Origin of the sequence: Candidatus Sulfurimonas marisnigri (assembly GCF_015265475.1) — a bacterium.
Classification (GTDB): domain Bacteria; phylum Campylobacterota; class Campylobacteria; order Campylobacterales; family Sulfurimonadaceae; genus Sulfurimonas; species Sulfurimonas marisnigri.
The window spans coordinates 2,133,816-2,153,370 of sequence record NZ_CP054493.1 but is presented as its reverse complement, the minus strand read 5'-3'; the positions used below and the strand labels follow the sequence as shown (position 1 = coordinate 2,153,370).

The following is a 19,555-nucleotide window of genomic DNA, read 5'->3' as shown; positions in this document are numbered from 1 at the left end:
GTGGAAATATGCAGGTAAAAAATAGATTAAACCCGTTTTTTGAAAATATCACTTTTGATAGAGAAGATAATGAGATGATCTTAAACTTTGGTCCTCAGCATCCTTCAGCGCATGGACAACTTCGTTTAATGCTTCACCTTCAACAAGAGCAGATAGTAAAAGCCCATCCAGATGTTGGATACCTTCACCGCGGAATGGAGAAGATGGCTGAGAATATGATTTATAATGAGTTTATGCCGACGACTGACCGCATGGACTATATTGCTTCATCTTCAAATAACTATGGATTCGCACTTGCTGTTGAAAAACTTATAGGATTAGATGTTCCTCGTCGTGCTAAAGTAATACGTATGATGCTTTTAGAGATGAACCGTTTAATGTCTCACCTTTTTTGGCTGGCAACTACTGCACTAGATATTGGAGCTATGACAGTTTTTCTTTTCGCATTCCGTGAAAGAGAGTACTTAATGGATATTATCGAGGGTTATTGTGGAGCTAGGCTTACGCATGCTTCTATCCGTATTGGTGGTGTTCCTTTAGATATTCAAGATAGTTTTATAACTCAACTTAGAGTATTTTTAGATAAGTTACCTCAAAATATAAAAGATTATGAGGATCTTCTTGACACTAACCGTATTTGGTTAATGAGAATGGAAGAAGTTGGAACTGTCTCAACGGAGATGGCGCTTTCATGGGGTTGTAGTGGACCAATGCTTAGAGCTTCTGGTGTTGCATGGGATATTCGTAAAGAAGAGCCGTATGAGCTTTATGATGAAGTAGAGTTTAATGTACCTTGGTCTGATAAAGGTGATAACTTTGCAAGATACCGCATATATATGGAAGAGATGAGAGAGTCAGCTAAGATACTTAGACAAACAATCACTATGTATCAGAAATGCGTTAAAGATAATCAAACTGAATTGATGGCTCATTCTCCAAAATATATATCAGCTTCAAAGCTGGATATTATGACTCAAAACTATTCGCTTATGCAACACTTCGTGCTTGTAACACAAGGTATGAGGCCTCCTGTAGGAGAGGTATATGTAGCAACTGAATCACCAAAAGGCGAATTAGGTTTTTATATAAACTCTCAAGGAGGACCATATCCATATAGACTGAAGCTTCGTGCTCCATCTTTTTGGCACACAGGAATTTTAACTGACCTTTTACCTGGTCACTATATTCCGGATGTTGTTTCTATTATTGGTACTACAAATATTGTATTTGGTGAGGTAGATAGATAATGAAAAGATATGATTTAAGACATCTGAAAACTGAGTATGAACCTAGAATGAAAGAGATACTTGGTGAGCATAAAGCTGGCGAAGTAGCAATCTTTTTATTTGAGATTGGGGATTTTACCCCAGTGCAAAAATCAGCAGATTTAGTAAAAGAATGTGGTTATGAGTTGATGAACTCTTTAAAGTTTAACGAAGTCGACTGGACTATCGTAGTTAAAAAATAGTTAGGGATATAATGTGAGTAAAGTATATTTTTCTACTTGGAATGGAGAGCTTATAAATAATATTGGCAAACCTGAAGAAGAGTGGGAAGAATCAGCTTATAATCTGCCAGCACAATATGATGATCATCGTGATTCCAAAGCCTTTATAGGTTGGGATGGTGTTTCACTATTCAATGCAGATGTAGATGTAATCCGTTTAGCAATGGAGTATGCTGCACAGTACCAAGAGTATTCTGAGGCATGTGGAAGATGTGCGCCCGGTAGATGGGGTGGACGAATTTTATATGACCAGCTAGATAAAATTGCTCGTGGTGAAGGTGCTGTCGCTGATTTAGACCACTTGAAAGAGATCGGTAAAAGTATGCAAATTACTTCAAAATGTGAGATTGGAAAAACAGTTCCAACTCCTATTATTGATTTAATGAAGCATTTTGAAGATGTATTTATGGATTGTATTACTAACCAAAAACCATCTAAACATTACCATGAAGAAGTTGGATACATTGCAAAAATTACTGCACCTTGTACTGACGCTTGTCCTTCACATGTAGACATTCCAGGATACATAGAGGGTGTAAGAGATTTAAAGATGGGGGATTCACTAAAAGCGACTCGCCAAACTATGCCACTTGCACATGTTTGTGGTCGTGTGTGCCCTCACCCATGCGAAGACGCATGCAGAAGAACTAACCTTGATGAGCCTATTGCTATAATGGAATTAAAGCGCATTGGTGCTGATTATGAAACTGATCATGGTTTTGATTTTTTTCACCCTATGAAGAAAAAGAAACCAATGGGGAAAAAAGTTGCAATCGTTGGTGCAGGTCCTGCTGGGCTAACAACAGCTTACTATTTAGCATCTGATGGTGTTGAAGTAGATGTATATGAAGAATTGCCAGTTCTTGGTGGAGAGGTTACGGTTGGTGTACCTGAATATCGTATGCCATGGGAAAAATACCTTCAAGACATTGAGTGTGTAAGAGATATGGGTGTAAACTTTATAATTAATCATAAAGTATCTACTGATGACATGCGTAGGTTTGAAACAGAGTATGACGCAACTATGATTGCTTCAGGTACTCGTATATCAAAAGCTGTGCGTTGTGCAAATGAAAGACCAGAGATTACTGGATACTGGGGAGCGATAGACTTCCTTGATCGTGTAAACCTATATGAAAAATTTGGCTATACATTAACTCCAGAACAAAAAATAGAATATGCAATAGATACTGATTATGTTGACTTGACTGGAAAGACAGTAGCTTGTGTTGGTGGTGGATTTACTTCAATGGACGTTGTTCGTTGTTCTATCCGTGCTGGTGCTAAGCGCGTTATAATGTTATATCGTCGTGATGAGAAAACTATTATTCGTAATACAACCTATGAAGAGTATCATGAAGCAGTAGAAGAGGGCGTTGAGTTTATATTCCATTCGGCTGTTGCTGAGATGAGAGATGAAGATAATATTTTAAAATCTCTTTTAGTTGACAAGTTTGAATTGGTTCCAGATCCAGATGGTGGTCGTCCTCAACTAGTTAAAACAGAAGGTGCAAGTGAGGTAATTGAAGTTGATTATCTTATACCAGCTGTATCTCAAAGTGCAGATTTAGATTTCTTGCCAGAAGAGTGGGAAATTGAGAAGACTTCATGGGCTACTATTAAAACAAATGGCAAAGATTATATGACATCTCGTAAAGGTATTTTTGCTTCTGGGGATTGCGAATATGGTCCAATGACTATTGTAAATGCTGTTGGTCAAGCTAAGCGTGGAGCATCGGTTATTACAAGGTATCTAGAAACAGGCGAAATTACTCGTAGTGACGATGAGATTATGGAAGATCATTTAAGTAAACTGAAAGTTTATGATAAAAAAGAGAAAGTAACTGGATGGATGCCAGGCATTGCACGTCAAAAAAGTGAAGTAGTTGATGTTGATGATAGAAAATATAATAATAGAGAAGTGAATTATGGTTTCACACAAGAACAATCAATATCAGAAGCGGAACGCTGTATGCGATGTTACTACATCGCTATGGTAGCAACATAGTAGGTGCATGTAGATGAATAATTCAATTAATTTTAAAATTAACGGTACCTCTGTTGAAGCTAGGCGTGATGAGTCTATACTTCAAGTGGCTCGTCGAGTTGGAGTTTATATTCCCACTATGTGTTATTTAGCAAAAACAACACCTAATGCTTCATGCAGAATGTGTGTTGTTGAAGTAAAAGGGGTAGATGGTTTTATCCTTAGCTGTAACACTCCCCCAATTGAAGGTGTTGAAATAACAACAGACTCGGATGAGCTGTTTAAAGAACGTCAAAATATTATGAAACTTTACAATGTAAACCATCCTCTTCAATGTGGTGTTTGCGATAAGAGCGGAGAGTGTGATTTACAAAATAAAACATTAGAATTCGAAGTTGCAGAACAGACTTTTGCTACAAAAGACCAAAAAAGAAAACAAAAAAAATGGGGTGTTCTTAGTTATGACCCAGGTTTATGTATTATGTGTGAGAAATGTACTGCCGTATGTAATGAGGTAGTTGGTTCAGAAGCATTATTCATTAAGCCAGGTGGATATAAATCAGAAATTGACAATCACTATTCAAAATGTATTCAATGTGGAGAATGTATTTCTGTCTGTCCTGTTGGTGCAATGGCTAGTTCTGATTTTAAATATAAAACAAATGCTTGGGAGCTTGATAAAATACCTTCAGCATGTGCACACTGTAGCAGTGCGTGTAATTTGAACTATGAAGTTAAAGATAGCGCAATAGGTTCTATTTTTGGCGATAGAGAGATACATAGAGTTACGAATGAAGATGATTATGACTCACTTTGTGGTGGTGGTCGTTTTGGCTATGACTATGAAAACAGAGTTGCAGGCAAAGATACTAAAGCTTTCGAAAAAGTTATAAAATCATTTAAGGATGCTAAATCTATTGCATTTACATCTATGATTACTAATGAAGAAGCTTATATTTTACAAGAACTTAAAAATACACATGGATATAAGTTGATAAATGCAGATGCAAAAGCATATCAAGAGTTTTTAAAAGCTTATAGCAGTGCTAGTGGAAATTCTCTGTATACTGCTGACTTAAGTGATGTAGCTAAGAGTGATTATGTAATCACTTTAGGGTGTGCAATATCAAGAGACAACCCTATGGTACGTTTTGCACTCTCAAAAGCTGTTAAAAGAAACAAAGCCTATGTTAGTGCAATACATCCAATTGAAGATGATACTATCCAGAATATTGTAACCCAATATTTTAAACATGAAGTTGGTTCTGAAGAGGGGATTTTAGCAATGCTTTGTGAGTTATTCGTTTCTGATAAGGCAAAAGATGAGTATAAATCTTTCTTTGACTCTATTGACCATGGTTATATTTGCGGTGAGAGTAGTATTGGTGAAGAAGAGTTTGAATTATTAGAAAAAAATAAAATTCGTAAGAAATCTCCTGTACTAGTTTTAGGATCTGATTTATATAATCACCCACAAGCTGTTAATATTGCTAAAATGGCGGGTATGATAGAAAGGTTTAGTGATTTTAGAGTAGTAATTGTACCAAGTGATACAAATACTCTTGGAGTATCACTTATTTGTGAACTTGACACGCAAGAGTCATTAGCAGATATAGGTTACAATACTGATGGCGCTGTAGTGATAAGTGCACATGGCGGTGCAGATTTAGATATACCTGCACTAAATCAGCAAGAGGGAACTTTCACTACTGTCAATAAAGAAGTTGTTCCTCTTAATGCAGCTCTACCATTCAATGGTTATGAACTTAGTGATATAGCAAAAGAGCTTGGAGTATATTGTAAAAATACAATTGACTTTACACCAAAGTTGCCTTCTTGCAAAGGTTTTAACGGTACAAAATTTGATGACCTAAAAAACTATTATCTTAATGATGGAGAGCAGGTTCGTGGATATAAACTTACTAACTCTCCTGTAGAGATAGGTTTTACTTTGGATGAAGTAGAAGAGATTAAGGAGTTTAATGGAACTGTTATTTATAGTTGCAATCCTATTTCTCAGTTTAATCTATTTACAGATAAGGCACATCAAATCGTGGATAAAGCAGTTCTTTTAGGCTCTCAGCAGTTTGCAAATGCTGCAAAGATTAAGAGTGGTGATGATGTTAAGTTTATTGTTGATGGCAAAGAGCAAACTAGACACTTTGTAGTTAGTAATAAGCTAAAAGGGACAGTGGCATTTAATCCAAACTTTGATTCTATGCAAAACGATGAATCGTATCGCTATAAGCAAGTTAAACTAGAGAGGGCACAATGAGCGAAAATATTACTATAAACATTGATGGTAAAGATATTCAAACGCAAGAGGGTGAGTATATACTTAGTGCTGCTCGAGCAAATAATATCTTTATACCGGCAATATGTTATTTAACAAGATGTAGTCCAACATTAGCTTGTCGTATATGTTTAGTAGAGGCTGATGGTAAGCAAGTTTATGCTTGTAATGCTAAGTCTAAAGATGGGATGAATATTACAACTTCGACAGAAAGTATCGAAAAAGAGCGCCGTGCAATTATGGAAGTTTACGATGTAAATCATCCTCTTCAATGTGGTGTTTGTGATCAGTCAGGTGAGTGTGAATTACAAAATTATACTTTAGATATGGGAGTAGATTCTCAAAGCTATACAGTTAAAGATGTAGATAGAAGTTCTAAAGACTGGGGCCATTTACATTACGATCCGGGCTTATGTATAGTCTGTGAGAGATGTGTTACGGCATGTAAAGATATGATAGGGGATAATTCACTTAAAACTGTAGCTCGCGGTGCAGATCCATTGAATGTGGAGTACAAAGAGAGTATGCCAAAAGATGCTTATGCTATGTGGAATAAGCTTAATAAATCTGTTATTGGATTAACAAGTGGCGAAGAGATGCTTGATTGTACATCTTGTGGTGAGTGTGCTGCAGTTTGTCCAGTTGGTGCTTTAGTGGATACTCATTTTATGTATCAATCTAATGCTTGGGAGTTAAATCAAATTCCTGCTACATGTGGACACTGTTCTGCTGGCTGTCAAATAACTTATGATGTTAAGCACACTAGTATTGATAATGATGAAGATAAAATTTATCGTGTTATGAATGAGTGGAACTATGTTTCGCTTTGTGGTGCAGGAAGATATGGATTTGACTATCAAAACAGAGTTGAAGCTAAAGATGAAGCAGCATTTGCAAATGCAGTTGAAGCTTTCAAAAAAGCTGATACTATTGAGTTTACATCTACTATAACTAACGAAGAGGCTTTTATACTTCAAAAATTAAAAGAGAAACTTGGAGTTAAGCTTGTAAATAGTGAAGCTAAAGCATTCCAGACATTTTTAAATAACTATAGTGAAATTAGCGGTACTAAACTTTATGGCAATGACCTTGAAGCCACTCATAATGCAAACTTTATTATTTCTGTTGGTACAGCACTTAAGAGCGATAATCCAAATGCAAGGTATGCCCTCAATAACTCAATGACTGTAAATAAAGGTGCAGGTTTATATTTTCATCCTGTAAAAGATCCAATTATAGAGGGTCTTGGTAAAAGTATTATGACAGTTAATCATGCTCCACTTCAAGAGGAAGTAGTTTTATACTTAATTCTTGACCTTTTTGCAGATAAAGAGAAACTTCCATCTACTATCGTTGATTATTTGGCAACATTTCATTCGGAGAAAACTATTACAGTTACGGAAACTATAAAAGAAGAAATTACTGAAATAGTAAAAGTTATGAAGAAAAATGAAGAGACAGGCGAAGAGGAAGAGGTAGAAGAAGAGAAGAAAAAGATGGTTCCTAAAAAAATCTCTAAAGAGGTTGTTGTTGATGATAATAAACTTTTAGAAATAGTAAGTGCTGGCAGTAAGTTTATAGAAGACTTAGATAAAAATCTTAAGAAAAAAGACTCTTTTGCTCTGATTGCTGGACCAGATCTCTATACTCATCCGAACTCAAAAAACCTTGCTCGTCTTTTAGGACTAATTGAGAAGTATAGTGCTTTTGAAATTACTATGATACCAACTCTTACTAATTCATTAGGTGTTTCACTTATTTGTGAGCTTGATGAAACAAGTGGCTCATATAGCGTAGGATACAATACTAAAGGTGATTTCACTCTATCTGCTTTAGGAGATGGTAACTTAGATATGCCGGCAATAAATCAGCAAGAGGGAACACTTACTAGTGTTAACAAAAGAGTAAACCCTACAAATCCTGCTATTGGTTACAATGGTTATACATTAAATGATATTGCAAATGAGTTAGGTCTTAAAGCATATAATACTATTGATTATACAGCTTCACTTCCGGTTGCATCAGGTTTTAATAGCGTAAAATTTGACTCTTTACCAAACCACTACGATAATGATGGAACTGAGCATCGTGGATATGTTCTGAATAATGTTAGTGCTAAAATAAGCTCTGATGAATCAGTAGAAAAATTCAGTGATGAAAAACTTGAAGGAACCATTGTTTATCTTGCTAATCCAGTAAGGCAGTTTACAGAGTTTACAAATAAAACTACTAATCTTAATGAGGTTGGCGGACTCTATATGAGTGAAGAGTTCTTAAGCAAATCTGATTTAAGTGAAGGAGATAGTGTGAGAGTTAAGAGTGAGAGTGGTGAGCTTGTTGTTAATATCGTAAGTGATAATAAAATCAATGGTGATATTGCACTTCTACCAACATTTGATTCTAAAATAAATTCAGAGGCTCTTATAAACGGTTACCGTTTTGCAGTAGCTTCGATTGAAAAGGTGTAATATATGGAAACAGCATATTTAATTGAAACGGTTATAAAAATCGTTGTAATTCTACTTGTCTTTTCTGCTTTGGCAGGGATAGGTACTTATTTTGAGAGAAAGATTTTGGCATTTATGCAACGTCGATTAGGGCCAATGAATGTTGGACCTTATGGACTTTTACAAGTTGCAGCAGATGGAATAAAACTTTTTACTAAAGAGGATATTGTTCCTACTAATGTAGTTGGAAGAATCTTTAAAATTGCTCCTGTTATTACAGCTGCTACCGCTTTTATGGCAGCTGCTGCAATTCCTTTCTTGCCTTCATTTACACTCTTTGGATATGAAGTTCATCCAATAGTTGCTGATATAAATATTGGAATTTTATATATTTTAGGAATTATGGGCGTTGGTCTTTATGGACCGCTTCTTGGTGGTATGGCATCAGCTAATAAGTTCGCACTACTTTCAGCTGCTCGTGGTGCTGCTGTGTTTATTTCATATGAGGTTGTTACAGGTTTATCAATATTAGCTCCAATTATGCTAGTAGGGTCACTCTCTCTAATTGATTTTAATGAGTATCAAGCTGGTGGATTTACAGATTGGATTGTATGGTCTCAACCTGTTGCATTTATTTTATTTTGGATTGCTGCATTTGCTGAAACTGGTCGTACACCATTTCATCTTATTGCAAATGACCATGAGATTATTGATGGTTTTGGTACTGAGTACTCTGGTATGAGATGGGGACTTTTCTTCATTGGTGAATATGCAAATATGTTCTTTATTTCTTTTGTAATTCCTCTTCTTTTCTTAGGTGGATATGGTGATGGAAGTCTTTTAGGTGCTTTAGGATTACTTGGTAAAATGGCATTTTTCTTCTTCTTTTTCTTATGGACAAGAGCTGCATGGCCAGATGTAAGACCAGATCAATTGATGTGGTTATGTTGGAAAGTTCTAATGCCGATAGCAGTACTAAATATCTTAATCACTGCTATTGTGATGATGTAAGGGGTGATGATGAATAATGAACAATTTAACGACAGAGATGTTAGTAATGGATATTTCTTAGTAGATATAGAAGACTATCCTACAGCTGGCTGGGATAAGTTTAAAAGAACACTTAAAAGAAGTTTTAGAGGCGAGCTTTTTGTTGGTCTTTGGGTTGTACTACGTGAAATGATTAGATTTGATATCCATACGATTAAGTATCCTGAAGAGAAGATGCCTATAGGTCCAAGATATCGTGCTGTGCATGAGATGAAAAGACTTTGGGAATCAGAGACAGAAAGATGTATTGGTTGTGGACTTTGTGAAAAAATCTGCATATCTAACTGTATTAAAATGGATACTAAAATTGATGAAAACTCTCGTAAAGAGGTTTCAGAGTATAGTATTAATCTTGGAAGATGTATCTTTTGTGGTTATTGTGCTGAAGTGTGTCCGGAGCTTGCAATTACACATGGTGGAGAGTATGAGAATGCTAGTGATCAAAGAGAACACTTTGTTATGTATGAAGATATGTTAACTCCAATAGATAAGATGAAGGCTGGAAAACAGTTAGAGTTCGAAGGTTTTGGTGCGATTACACCACATGAAGATGAGCGTGTTAAAAAAACACCTCTATCATATTAAGGAGTTAGTTTATGTTTGAAGCGATTGCATTTTATCTGTTTGCATTTTTGACAATATCGATGTTTTATATCACGGTAACAACATCACAAGCATTGTATGCACTAACAGCGTTAGCAGCAGGAATGATTTTTATATCAGCATTTTTCTTTATTTTAGGTGCTGACTTTTTAGGTGCGATTCAAATCGTTGTTTACTCGGGTGCTGTAATGGCTCTTTACGCATTTGGTATGATGTTTTTTGATACTACTAGAGAGATAAAAGAGAAAAATGGCAATAAGTATATTGTTACAGGGTTAAGTATTTTAGCGGCATTATTGGTTGTTGCTATTTTTGCTGGTCCAATAGTTAGTGATAACATTACTGCTCTTTATCCAATGACCCCAGGTGCAGGAAATACTCAAGAGGTAGGTATGGTTTTGTTTACTAAGTATCTTGTTCCTTTTGAGGTTGCAGCTGTTATGCTTCTTGTTGCTATGGTTGCTGGTATTGTTTTAGCCGGTAAAAAAATGGATCTTTCATTGACTCTTATGGATGAAGATGAAATTCGAAAAATGAGAGAAGAAAAAAACAAAAAGGTGCTTTCATGATGGAAATTGGCTTAAACCACTATCTTGTTCTTTCAACAATTTTATTTGCTATAGGATTAATTGGTGTTATGAGAAGAAAAAATCTGCTTATGCTGTTTTTTGCAACTGAGATACTTCTCAACTCTGTTAATATTTCTTTTGCTGCGATTTCACACTTTTATGGTGATTTAACAGGACAGATGTTTGCATTTTTTGTAATAGCTATTGCTGCATCAGAGGTTGCTGTTGGACTTGGTCTACTTATTGTATGGCACAAAAAACACAACAATATTGACCTAGATCAAATGTCAATGATGAGAGGATAACAGATGGAACTATTTTTATATACTGCACTGTTCTCACCACTAGTTGGGTCTATGTTTGCTGCTCTTTTTGGTGCGTCACCAAAGACAAAAATAGCTGGAATTGTTCCAAGTATTCTTCTTGGTGTTTCTCTGCTGAGCAGTACAATCCTTCTTGTTCTGGTTCTTAGTACGGGGCACACTCTACATGTAGAGATGATGACTTGGATGGCAACCGGGGACTTATATATCCCATTTGGATTTGTAGTGGATCAAGTAAGCGTTACAATGATGATGGTCGTTACTTTAGTCTCAACCGTTGTACATGTATATGCAATCGGCTATATGGATCACGATGCAGGCTTTAACCGTTTCTTTGCTTGGTTGTCTGCATTTGTTTTTTCAATGATGGTTCTTGTAATGAGTGATAACTTTGCTGGTCTTTTCATCGGTTGGGAAGGTGTTGGTCTTTGTTCATGGGGTCTTATCGGTTTTTGGTATAAAAAAGAGAGCGCTACATGGGCTGCTAATGAAGCGTTCATTATGAACCGTATTGCTGACCTTGGAATGCTTATTGGTATTTTCTTAGTTTATTGGAATACAGGTACTCTTCAGTATGATCAAGCTTTTGCTGCTATGCCTTCTTTAGAGAGCGATGTTTTAACTTGGATGGGTATATTTTTGTTTATCGGTGCTATGGGTAAATCAGCTCAGTTTCCACTACATACATGGCTCGCAGATGCGATGGAAGGTCCTACTCCAGTTTCTGCACTAATTCACGCTGCTACTATGGTTACAGCCGGTGTTTATTTAGTTGTTCGTGCAAATCCGTTGTATGATTTAATTCCACATGTAGGGTTGTTTATAGCATCTCTTGGTGCTTTTGTTGCAATTTTTGCAGCATCAATGGCTCTTGTGAATCGTGACATTAAACGTGTTATTGCTTACTCAACTCTTTCTCAGCTTGGATATATGTTTGTTGCAGCAGGACTAGGTGCATACTGGGTTGCATTATTTCACCTTATGGCACACGCATTCTTTAAAGCATTACTATTTCTTGGTGCTGGTAATGTTATGCACGCTATGGATAGTGAACTTGATCCGTTTAAAATGGGTGGACTTGGCAAGAAGATGAAGGCTAGTATGATTATGATGACACTAGCATCAGTTGCTCTTGCTGGTATATATCCATTTGCTGGTTTCTTTTCAAAAGATTTAATCCTAGAGGTTGGTTTTGTTGAACATCACTATATCATCTATACAGTGCTACTATTAACTGCTGGTTTAACTGCATTTTATTCATTTAGAATTATTGCTTTAATTTTCCATGGTGAAGAGAGATATAAACTATTTGGTTTTCATCCGCATGAAGCATACAAGTTTATGCTCGTTGCTATGAGCCCACTTTTAATTCTTGCAATTATTGCAGGTTCGTTTAAAATGACATACTTTGAGATGGTTACATATGTACTTCCAGCTACAGAGTATCATGTCCATTCGCAATTGACATATTGGATTATGACCATTGGTACGCAACTTTTTGTAATTGCTGCAATCCTTTTTGCATATAAAAAATATACATCAAGAGATATAAAAGTACCTGATGGAACTTCTAAAATGGAAAAAAGTTTTGCATATAAACTTTTATTCAATCAATACTATATCCCTTATGCCTATGAAGAGTATATTGTTAAGCCATACAGAGAGTTGTCTGATGCATGTTGGACAAAGATTGATGAAAAAGTTGTTGACGCAAGTGTTGATGGAATAGCACATATGTTCTATTCAACTGGTGAAAACACAAGAGCAATGCAGAGTGGTAATCTATCAACTATGCTTAAATGGATGGTAGCAGGAACTGTTGTCTTGCTATCGTTAGCTGTAGTTTTTGGACTTGCAGTTAGATATTCTGGTGAAATCAAAACGATTTTATCAGGTTTAGGAGCTTAATATATGTTAGATCATATCTTATCGATTTTAATTTTCTTCCCGGCACTAGCAGCTGTGCTTGGATTCGTTGTTCATAAAGACAGTATGCGTTCATACGGTGTAGCAGTAGCTACAGTGGAGTTTGCGCTATCTCTATGGCTTTGGTTTGCTTTTGATTCAAATGTTTCTGGCATGCAGTTTATGGAGCAGGTAGCTCTTGTTCCAGCATTTGGAATTAACTATATTGTCGGTGTAGATGGTATATCACTATTTATTATTATATTAGCGTCATTTTTTACTATGATTGGGATTGCTTCGTTAACGGATACTAAAGATGTAAAAAATATGATAATCACACTTTTGTTTTTACATATGACAATGATAGGTGTATTTGTTGCTCTTGATGCTATTGTGTTTTATGTATTCTGGGAACTTTCACTAGTACCAATGTTATATATCATTGGTGCATGGGGTGGACCAAGAAGAATTTACGCTTCTGTTAAATTTTTCTTATATACATTTACAGGTTCACTTGTAATGCTAGTTGGTATGCTGTTTATGGCTTATTTTTACTATCAAGCAACAGGTCAATGGAGTTTTGCAATTCTTGATTGGTACCGTCTAATATTGCCTGAATCATTCCAGCTTTGGTTATTTGTAGCATTTTTCTTTGGTTTTGCAATCAAGGTTCCAATGTTTCCATTCCATACTTGGTTACCATACGCTCACGGTCAAGCACCAACTATTGGTTCTGTAATACTTGCGGCAATTTTACTGAAAATGGGTACATATGCTTTTATCCGTTTTTCGCTGCCACTTTTTCCAGATGCGTCAGTTTACTTCATGTACCCAATTGCAGTATTGGCAATTATTATGATTATCTACACTGCGATGGTAGCATACGCACAAAAAGATATTAAGCAGGTTGTTGCATACTCATCTGTATCTCATATGGGTGTAATTATCCTCGGTACATTTGCACTTAATGTTGAGGGAATTACAGGTTCAGTATTTTTAATGATTGCTCACGGTGTTGTCTCTGGTGCTCTGTTCTTGCTTGTAGGTGTTATTTATGACAGACGTCATACAAAACTTATGAGTGAATTTGGTGGACTTGCAGCAGTTATGCCTAGATATGCGACAATTTTTGGAATAATGATGATGGCTTCAGTTGGTATGCCGCTTACAATTAACTTTGTAGGTGAGTTTTTAAGTCTTATTGGTTTTTATCAACAGTCTCACATATTAACACTTCTAGCAGGTATCGCAATAATCGTAGGCGCTATCTACATGTTAGCGGCTTACAAAAAGATGTTTTTTGGTGAAGTTACAAAAGAGGAAAATAGAAATCTTCCAGATGTAAACAAAAGAGAGCTAATCGCTTTAGTTCCTTTAGTCGCGATAACTTTATGGCTAGGTATTTACCCTAAACCACTTTTAGAGCCTATCAATAATTCAGTTGAAGCAGTTGTTCAGTTAATGCATGAAAAATCTACAACTGAGGAAGCAAAAAAAAGAATACCAAATCTTAATATTCTAATTAATAAGACTTCTGAAAAGGAGGCACACTAATGTTATCACCAGTAAATATTTCAATGGAATCACTAAACTTAATGACTTTAGCACCAATGCTAATACCAATAATTGGTGCTCTTTTAATCTTAGTTATAGACCTATTCAAAAGCGGACAAGACAAATCTTTATATGTAATGATAAGTTTGCTTGTACTAGGAATAGATTTTGCGGCACTGTTGGATTCAGCAGGTATATTTACCCAAAACGGCACAGTTATGGGTGTTTTCGATGTAATGCTTATAGATGGTCTTGCAATTCTATCTCAGTTTATTATAGTTGCAGCATCAATGCTTTTTATCCCATTAGCATTAACACATAAGAGATTCCATGAGTTCTCATACCCTGAGTTCTTTGCACTATTCTTGTTTATGATAGCAGGCTTCCAATTTATGGTTGCAACTGATAACTTAATATTAATCTTTGTAGGATTAGAGACAGCTTCTTTAGCACTATATACTCTGATTGCTATGCATAACCGTGATAAGTCATTTGAGGCTGCTGTTAAGTACTTTACAATGGGTGCTTTAGCTGCAGGTTTTTTTAGTTTTGGTTCTATGGTCTTTTATGCACTTACAGGCTCAGTGGAGATAAATCAGATAGCTTCAGTTCTTTCTGCAAACAACTTTGCTGATATAGGATTTGTACTTGTTGGTGTTGTCTTCCTTTTAGCTTCTTTTGGCTTCAAGCTTTCAATGGTTCCATTTCATACTTGGACACCAGATGTTTATGAAGGTTCATCTGCAGCATTAGCTGGATACATGTCAATAGTTCCAAAAATAGCTGCATTTGTAGTTGCTATGAGACTATTTGAGTTTTTAATTCATAGTGGAATAGTTTGGTTAGAGGTAGTTTTATATATTGGTGTAGTTCTTACTATGACTATGGCAAATATATGGGCACTTGTTCAAACTGATGTAAAAAGAATGCTTGCATACAGCTCAATCTCTCATGCAGGTTTTGTTATGGCAGCAATATTAATAGGTACTACACAATCAAACAGTGCTCTATTTTTATACTGGATTTTATTTAGTTTTACTAACTTAGGTTCATTTTCTATGCTTTGGATATCAAGACAGAAAAATCTTCCAGCCCATCAAAACTCAGATCATAGTTATGATAAGTTCGCAGGAATGGTAAAAACATCTCCAGTAGCTGCATCAATTATGGCTCTGTTTATGTTAAGTTTAGCTGGTCTGCCACCATTCGCTCTATTTTGGGGTAAGTTATATATGATTAGTGCAGCAATAACAGGTGGATATACAGTATTAGCACTTATTATGGCACTTAACTCTGCTATAGCTGGTTACTATTATTTGAAACTTATAGTATATATGTTTATGAAAGAACCATTAGTAGGTAATGACGGACATGTATATGTATCAAATGCAACACTTCCTCTTAAAACTATTATCGGTTTTGCAGCAATAGGAACTATATTTGCTTTTTTAACACTAAACCCACTATTAGAGTTTGTTACATCATTCGTGTACAATAGCGGATATTAACAACTTTTTGAATATGAACTTCTGTCCACCCATTACTGGGCTGGATTTAGTATCATAACGGTTGGTGTGGCCTAGTGAATGAATAGCTTTACTAGGCGTTGTAAATTAATAATAGGGACAGAATTTGTTAAAAACCATACTCTTAATCCTGTTACTATCTAATATATCAACTCCACTTCTTTTTGCCCTTGAAATTTCTATTCAAGGTGCAAAAGAGAATCATCAAGACTTCTCAACACTTCATTTAAGAGATGAAGATAAATTTTTATGCCAAGATATGAAAAATGATTTTGACGAAATAGTTAAAATAGTGTGTGCATTTTCAAAGTCTCCATCGCAAAAATTAAAAAAAATACAAAACAATTTCTTTGAGATAACTACAGAGGTAAATAAAAAAACTTTTTTTTTAATAATTAAACCATATCAAAAGATGAAACTTTTGCCAATTGAATTTAATTTAACTAAAGATGATACTGTTTTTAGTTCTAATGTTAAGCTCTCAAATCATTGGATGCTGATTGGCTATAAAAATAAATTACCATATCTTAAGAAGAACTCTGACTTAGACGTATCCATAAACTTCCCATTTACATTTTCAGAGGATAAGTTGCCTTATGTCGGGAGTTTAGATATGCAAGGAAACCCAGTGCATATAGAAAGAGTTGGGGATGTCTCCCAGTATATAAAAATAAAAAAACTTTATGATGACAAGGAATATGAATTTACATTGGAGCTTATTGAGGAAGTTATAAAAGAGTATCCAGACTCACTATTTACAGCTGAATTACTATATTATAAGATGAAAGTATATTCTAAATTAATGCTATATGATGAGTTGATTGATGTTGTAAAAGTCTATCTAAAAGAGTACTCTTCTGATGAAAATGTTCCTGAAGTTATATCGATGGCTGCTAAATCTTACTATAAAATGGGTTTGGGTACTGATGCTGATTACTTTTTCGACCGACTTTTCACTGAACATGATAATACAGTTTATGCTCAGTGGGGCTACATATATAAAGGTGAGATGTTGGATTCATCGGGAAGTGCCACTCAAGCAAGGTCATTATTCAAAAAGGCATTGGAACAAACTTCTGATATAGATGTAGCCGCAACCGCAGCATATAGATTAGCACAAAATTTTATATTATCAGATAAATTCAAAGAAGCATCTTTGTATGCAAATAAAGTGGCAAAAGCTAAACCTATCTACTTTATAGAATCAATACCGGAATCTATTGACATGATGTATGATTTTTCTGACAATGAAGGTTATATTACAGCAGCATCTATAGCAAAAGCCCTCTTTGAAAATATAAAAAATGATCATGAGGAGCATGAAATACTCTTGAAAAACAGAGGAGTATGGCTTAGTAAAACAAAAAATAAAAAAGAAGCTTATGAAGCCTTAACTTTATACTTAAAGCTATTCTCTGATGGTCTTTATGAACAAGAGGTAAAAGCTGCTAAAGATGGTCTGTTTTTTGATATAAGTGATGATAATGTAACAACTAAACTGGCAAATTATGAGAAACTAATGAGTGAATACCTCGGGGACAGTATAGGAAACAAAGCTATATATGAAAAAGCTAAACTGCTTATTGAAAATTCTAGATTCAGAGAGGTTCTAGGATTAGAGGAAAAACTTCTTAAGCTAGATGTCGAAGAGTATAAAGATGTTGGAGCTATGATAACATCTTCGGCAATAGGCACTATGAAGCAAGCATTAGAAGTAAAAGAGTGCGGCAGTGTATTGGAAATAGCATCAAAATATAAAATAGAACTTTCAGATGAGTGGGATGATGGGATATATGAGTGTGCCATGAAAGGTGCTGATTATGAACTTGCTAAAAAGACGTCAGACAAGAATTTAAAATCAAAAGATCTACAAGAGAGAAAGAAGTGGTTATATAGATATATAAAAATTGATTTTGCCACTGGAAATTACAGCAATGTTATAGAAGCATCAAAAGATTTAATAACTCTTATTGAAGATAATAAAAATTCAGATTACAAAGATATTTATAGGTATCTCTTTGATACATATTCTAGATTAGAAAACAGTATAAAGATGATAGATAGTATGGCTGAGATAGAAAAAGTTTATGGGTTAGATTATTTAGATATAGAGAGATATATATCGTTAATATCAGTAGGCAGCCAAAAAAAAGATAATAATTTAGTTGTTTTGTATGGTGAAAAAGTTATGAAAATACAATCTCAATCTAACTCAAATGCTCAGAGTCCTTTTGTCGAGTTTGCACTTTATGAGGCTTATTCAAAAAGAGAAGATTTTAACAAAGCACTAGAAGTTATAAAGTCACTAGACAATATTGAGTTAAAAAACAATACAAGAGCAAGACAAAAATACCTGTTAGGTAGTGTATACAGTAAGTTATGGAGAGATGATGATGCTTCAAAGGCTTATAAAGATTCTATATATGCCGACAAAGAATCATCTTGGGCTAAATTAGCAAAAGCAGCTCAGGAGATTTGAGAAAGTATAAGCTCCTCTAGCTTTTCTAGTGGAGCGCTAACAATATCTTTAAACTGAGTGCGATTAAAAGTCTGTTGTCTTTTTGCTAATTGAGACGTATGGGTTGAAATATTATCAATCATAGCATCTTTTGTAACTTTGCCGTCAAGGTACTCTAAAACTTCAACAATCCCTATAGAGTTCATAGAATGCGGTGTTCTTGTATACTTTTTTTCTAAGGCACACACTTCATCTATTAATCCAAGCTCTAACATCTTAGATGTTCTTTTTGAGATTCTTTGGCGTAAAATTTCTCTATCTGCATGTATATTGTAAATATCAAGATTTTCTATAATAGGTTTTGGTGGATTTTGTATAAACCACTCAGATGGTGTTAGACTAGAGGATTCGTAAATAAGTAACGCTTTTTCAATTCTATACTTGTCGTTTGGAGAAATGTCTTTCATATACGTAGTATCCAAGTCATATAAAAACTGATAACACTCTTTTAAATTTTTCAGTTTTAACTCTACATGTTGTTTTATTTCATTATTGATTTCTGGTAACTTTGAGAGTCCATCAAGAAGTGATTTTAGATAAAAAGATGTACCGCCAACTATGATGAGATTCTTATTTTCACTCCTACATGTAGATAGTAGCTCTTTATATAAATCTATAAATATATTTACACTGAAGTACTCATCCGGATCAATTACATTTATACCAAAATGTTTAACAGAGTTTAGTTCAGTAGAGGAAGGTTTAGCAGAGACTATATCAATCTCTTTATAGATACTAAGCGAGTCGATTGAGAGTATGTAAGCATCTGTTTTTTTAGCAATATTTATAGCTAAATCACTTTTACCGGATGCTGTAGGACCAATAATGGCTAGTTGTTTCATATTATAAAATATCTATTAAAACTATTGCCCAAGTTACGGTAAAGACAAAGATGCTTAAAAATACGATTGTGCTTCCAACATCTTTTGCGCGACCCGCCATATGATTATGTTCAAGTGTTACTAAATCAACGACTCTCTCAATTGCACTGTTTGTTGCCTCTGCCAGAAGCATTCCAATTAGTGATATAAACATTAAAGCTTTATAAACCAAAGTAGTATCTATAAATATAATTACTGGTAGTAAAATCACAGTAAGTATAAGTTCAATCTTAAATGATGTCTCCGTCTGAATTAAATCTTTTAGACCGTTTAGAGCATATGTTGTGTTTTTAAAAAAATTATACTTCGGTTGATTCCTCAATTATCTATTCCTATTGGTTATATTATATAAACAATTATAATATAATTTAGTTTAATAATCATACACATTT

General features: G+C 34.9%; 15 protein-coding genes. 13 read left to right on the top strand and 2 right to left on the bottom strand.

What is annotated here, in order from left to right; all coding sequences use genetic code 11:
• The first annotated feature begins 8 nt into the window (after nt 1–8).
• The 13 genes from nuoD (at nt 9) to HUE87_RS10830 (ending at nt 18,243) form a co-directional block, all read left to right on the top strand.
• Nucleotides 9–1,247 (top strand): NADH dehydrogenase (quinone) subunit D, encoded by a 1,239-nt coding sequence (nuoD, locus tag HUE87_RS10890; protein ID WP_194366415.1) that lies wholly within the window; start codon nt 9–11, stop codon nt 1,245–1,247.
• Nucleotides 1,247–1,468 carry an NADH-ubiquinone oxidoreductase subunit E family protein gene (locus HUE87_RS10885; protein WP_194366414.1) on the top strand — a complete coding sequence of 74 codons (222 nt, stop codon included), beginning with the start codon at nt 1,247–1,249 and terminating at the stop codon, nt 1,466–1,468. Before nuoD ends, HUE87_RS10885 begins: the two co-directional genes overlap by 1 nt.
• Before the next feature lie 13 nt (nt 1,469–1,481).
• A complete protein-coding gene (locus HUE87_RS10880; RefSeq protein WP_194366413.1) occupies nt 1,482–3,515 on the top strand; it encodes an FAD-dependent oxidoreductase in 2,034 nt (677 codons plus the stop codon).
• Between the two features lie 13 nt (nt 3,516–3,528).
• Nucleotides 3,529–5,769: a 2Fe-2S iron-sulfur cluster-binding protein gene (locus HUE87_RS10875; RefSeq protein ID WP_194366412.1), complete on the top strand. Its 2,241-nt coding sequence runs from the start codon at nt 3,529–3,531 to the stop codon at nt 5,767–5,769.
• On the top strand, nt 5,766–8,255 hold the full coding sequence (locus HUE87_RS10870; protein WP_194366411.1) for an NADH-quinone oxidoreductase subunit G: 2,490 nt from the start codon (nt 5,766–5,768) through the stop codon (nt 8,253–8,255). Before HUE87_RS10875 ends, HUE87_RS10870 begins: the two co-directional genes overlap by 4 nt.
• A 3-nt stretch (nt 8,256–8,258) precedes the next feature.
• Nucleotides 8,259–9,245, top strand: coding sequence for an NADH-quinone oxidoreductase subunit NuoH (gene nuoH, locus HUE87_RS10865; protein ID WP_194366410.1), 987 nt, complete (start codon nt 8,259–8,261; stop codon nt 9,243–9,245).
• 9 nt (nt 9,246–9,254) lie between these two features.
• Complete coding sequence (nuoI, locus tag HUE87_RS10860; protein ID WP_194366409.1) at nt 9,255–9,869, top strand: NADH-quinone oxidoreductase subunit NuoI; 615 nt, start codon at nt 9,255–9,257, stop codon at nt 9,867–9,869.
• Between the two features lie 11 nt (nt 9,870–9,880).
• Nucleotides 9,881–10,456, top strand: coding sequence for an NADH-quinone oxidoreductase subunit J (locus HUE87_RS10855; RefSeq protein WP_194366408.1), 576 nt, complete (start codon nt 9,881–9,883; stop codon nt 10,454–10,456).
• Nucleotides 10,453–10,761, top strand: a complete 309-nt coding sequence (gene nuoK, locus HUE87_RS10850; protein ID WP_194366407.1) for an NADH-quinone oxidoreductase subunit NuoK — start codon at nt 10,453–10,455, stop codon at nt 10,759–10,761. Before HUE87_RS10855 ends, nuoK begins: the two co-directional genes overlap by 4 nt.
• 3 nt (nt 10,762–10,764) lie before the next feature.
• Nucleotides 10,765–12,687 carry an NADH-quinone oxidoreductase subunit L gene (gene nuoL, locus HUE87_RS10845; RefSeq protein ID WP_194366406.1) on the top strand — a complete coding sequence of 641 codons (1,923 nt, stop codon included), beginning with the start codon at nt 10,765–10,767 and terminating at the stop codon, nt 12,685–12,687.
• Nucleotides 12,688–12,690: 3 nt separating this feature from the next.
• The gene (locus HUE87_RS10840; RefSeq protein ID WP_194366405.1) at nt 12,691–14,238 is read left to right on the top strand and encodes an NADH-quinone oxidoreductase subunit M; all 1,548 of its coding nucleotides are present in this window, start codon (nt 12,691–12,693) and stop codon (nt 14,236–14,238) included.
• The gene (gene nuoN, locus HUE87_RS10835) at nt 14,238–15,746 is read left to right on the top strand and encodes an NADH-quinone oxidoreductase subunit NuoN (RefSeq protein ID WP_194366404.1); all 1,509 of its coding nucleotides are present in this window, start codon (nt 14,238–14,240) and stop codon (nt 15,744–15,746) included. Before HUE87_RS10840 ends, nuoN begins: the two co-directional genes overlap by 1 nt.
• Nucleotides 15,747–15,870: 124 nt before the next feature.
• Nucleotides 15,871–18,243, top strand: a complete 2,373-nt coding sequence (locus HUE87_RS10830) for a DUF7494 domain-containing protein (protein ID WP_194366403.1) — start codon at nt 15,871–15,873, stop codon at nt 18,241–18,243.
• Here HUE87_RS10830 and miaA read toward each other — a convergent pair.
• Together miaA and HUE87_RS10820 are read right to left on the bottom strand one after the other, a co-directional pair.
• On the bottom strand, nt 18,231–19,124 hold the full coding sequence (gene miaA / locus HUE87_RS10825) for a tRNA (adenosine(37)-N6)-dimethylallyltransferase MiaA (protein ID WP_194366402.1): 894 nt from the start codon (nt 19,122–19,124) through the stop codon (nt 18,231–18,233). The two genes, HUE87_RS10830 and miaA, sit on opposite strands and share 13 nt — an antisense overlap.
• 1 nt (nt 19,125) lies before the next feature.
• The gene (locus HUE87_RS10820) at nt 19,126–19,485 is read right to left on the bottom strand and encodes a diacylglycerol kinase (protein ID WP_194366401.1); all 360 of its coding nucleotides are present in this window, start codon (nt 19,483–19,485) and stop codon (nt 19,126–19,128) included.
• Between the last annotated feature and the right edge of the window lie 70 nt (nt 19,486–19,555).

Coding starts and splice junctions, on each gene's coding strand:
- nuoD (WP_194366415.1), top strand. CDS start 9: ATGCAGGTAAAAAATAGATTAAACCCGTTTTTTGAAAATATCACTTTT.
- HUE87_RS10840 (WP_194366405.1), top strand. CDS start 12,691: ATGTTAGATCATATCTTATCGATTTTAATTTTCTTCCCGGCACTAGCA.
- nuoK (WP_194366407.1), top strand. CDS start 10,453: ATGATGGAAATTGGCTTAAACCACTATCTTGTTCTTTCAACAATTTTA.
- HUE87_RS10870 (WP_194366411.1), top strand. CDS start 5,766: ATGAGCGAAAATATTACTATAAACATTGATGGTAAAGATATTCAAACG.
- nuoL (WP_194366406.1), top strand. CDS start 10,765: ATGGAACTATTTTTATATACTGCACTGTTCTCACCACTAGTTGGGTCT.
- HUE87_RS10885 (WP_194366414.1), top strand. CDS start 1,247: ATGAAAAGATATGATTTAAGACATCTGAAAACTGAGTATGAACCTAGA.
- nuoH (WP_194366410.1), top strand. CDS start 8,259: ATGGAAACAGCATATTTAATTGAAACGGTTATAAAAATCGTTGTAATT.
- nuoN (WP_194366404.1), top strand. CDS start 14,238: ATGTTATCACCAGTAAATATTTCAATGGAATCACTAAACTTAATGACT.
- HUE87_RS10875 (WP_194366412.1), top strand. CDS start 3,529: ATGAATAATTCAATTAATTTTAAAATTAACGGTACCTCTGTTGAAGCT.
- miaA (WP_194366402.1), bottom strand. CDS start 19,124: ATGAAACAACTAGCCATTATTGGTCCTACAGCATCCGGTAAAAGTGAT.
- nuoI (WP_194366409.1), top strand. CDS start 9,255: ATGAATAATGAACAATTTAACGACAGAGATGTTAGTAATGGATATTTC.
- HUE87_RS10855 (WP_194366408.1), top strand. CDS start 9,881: ATGTTTGAAGCGATTGCATTTTATCTGTTTGCATTTTTGACAATATCG.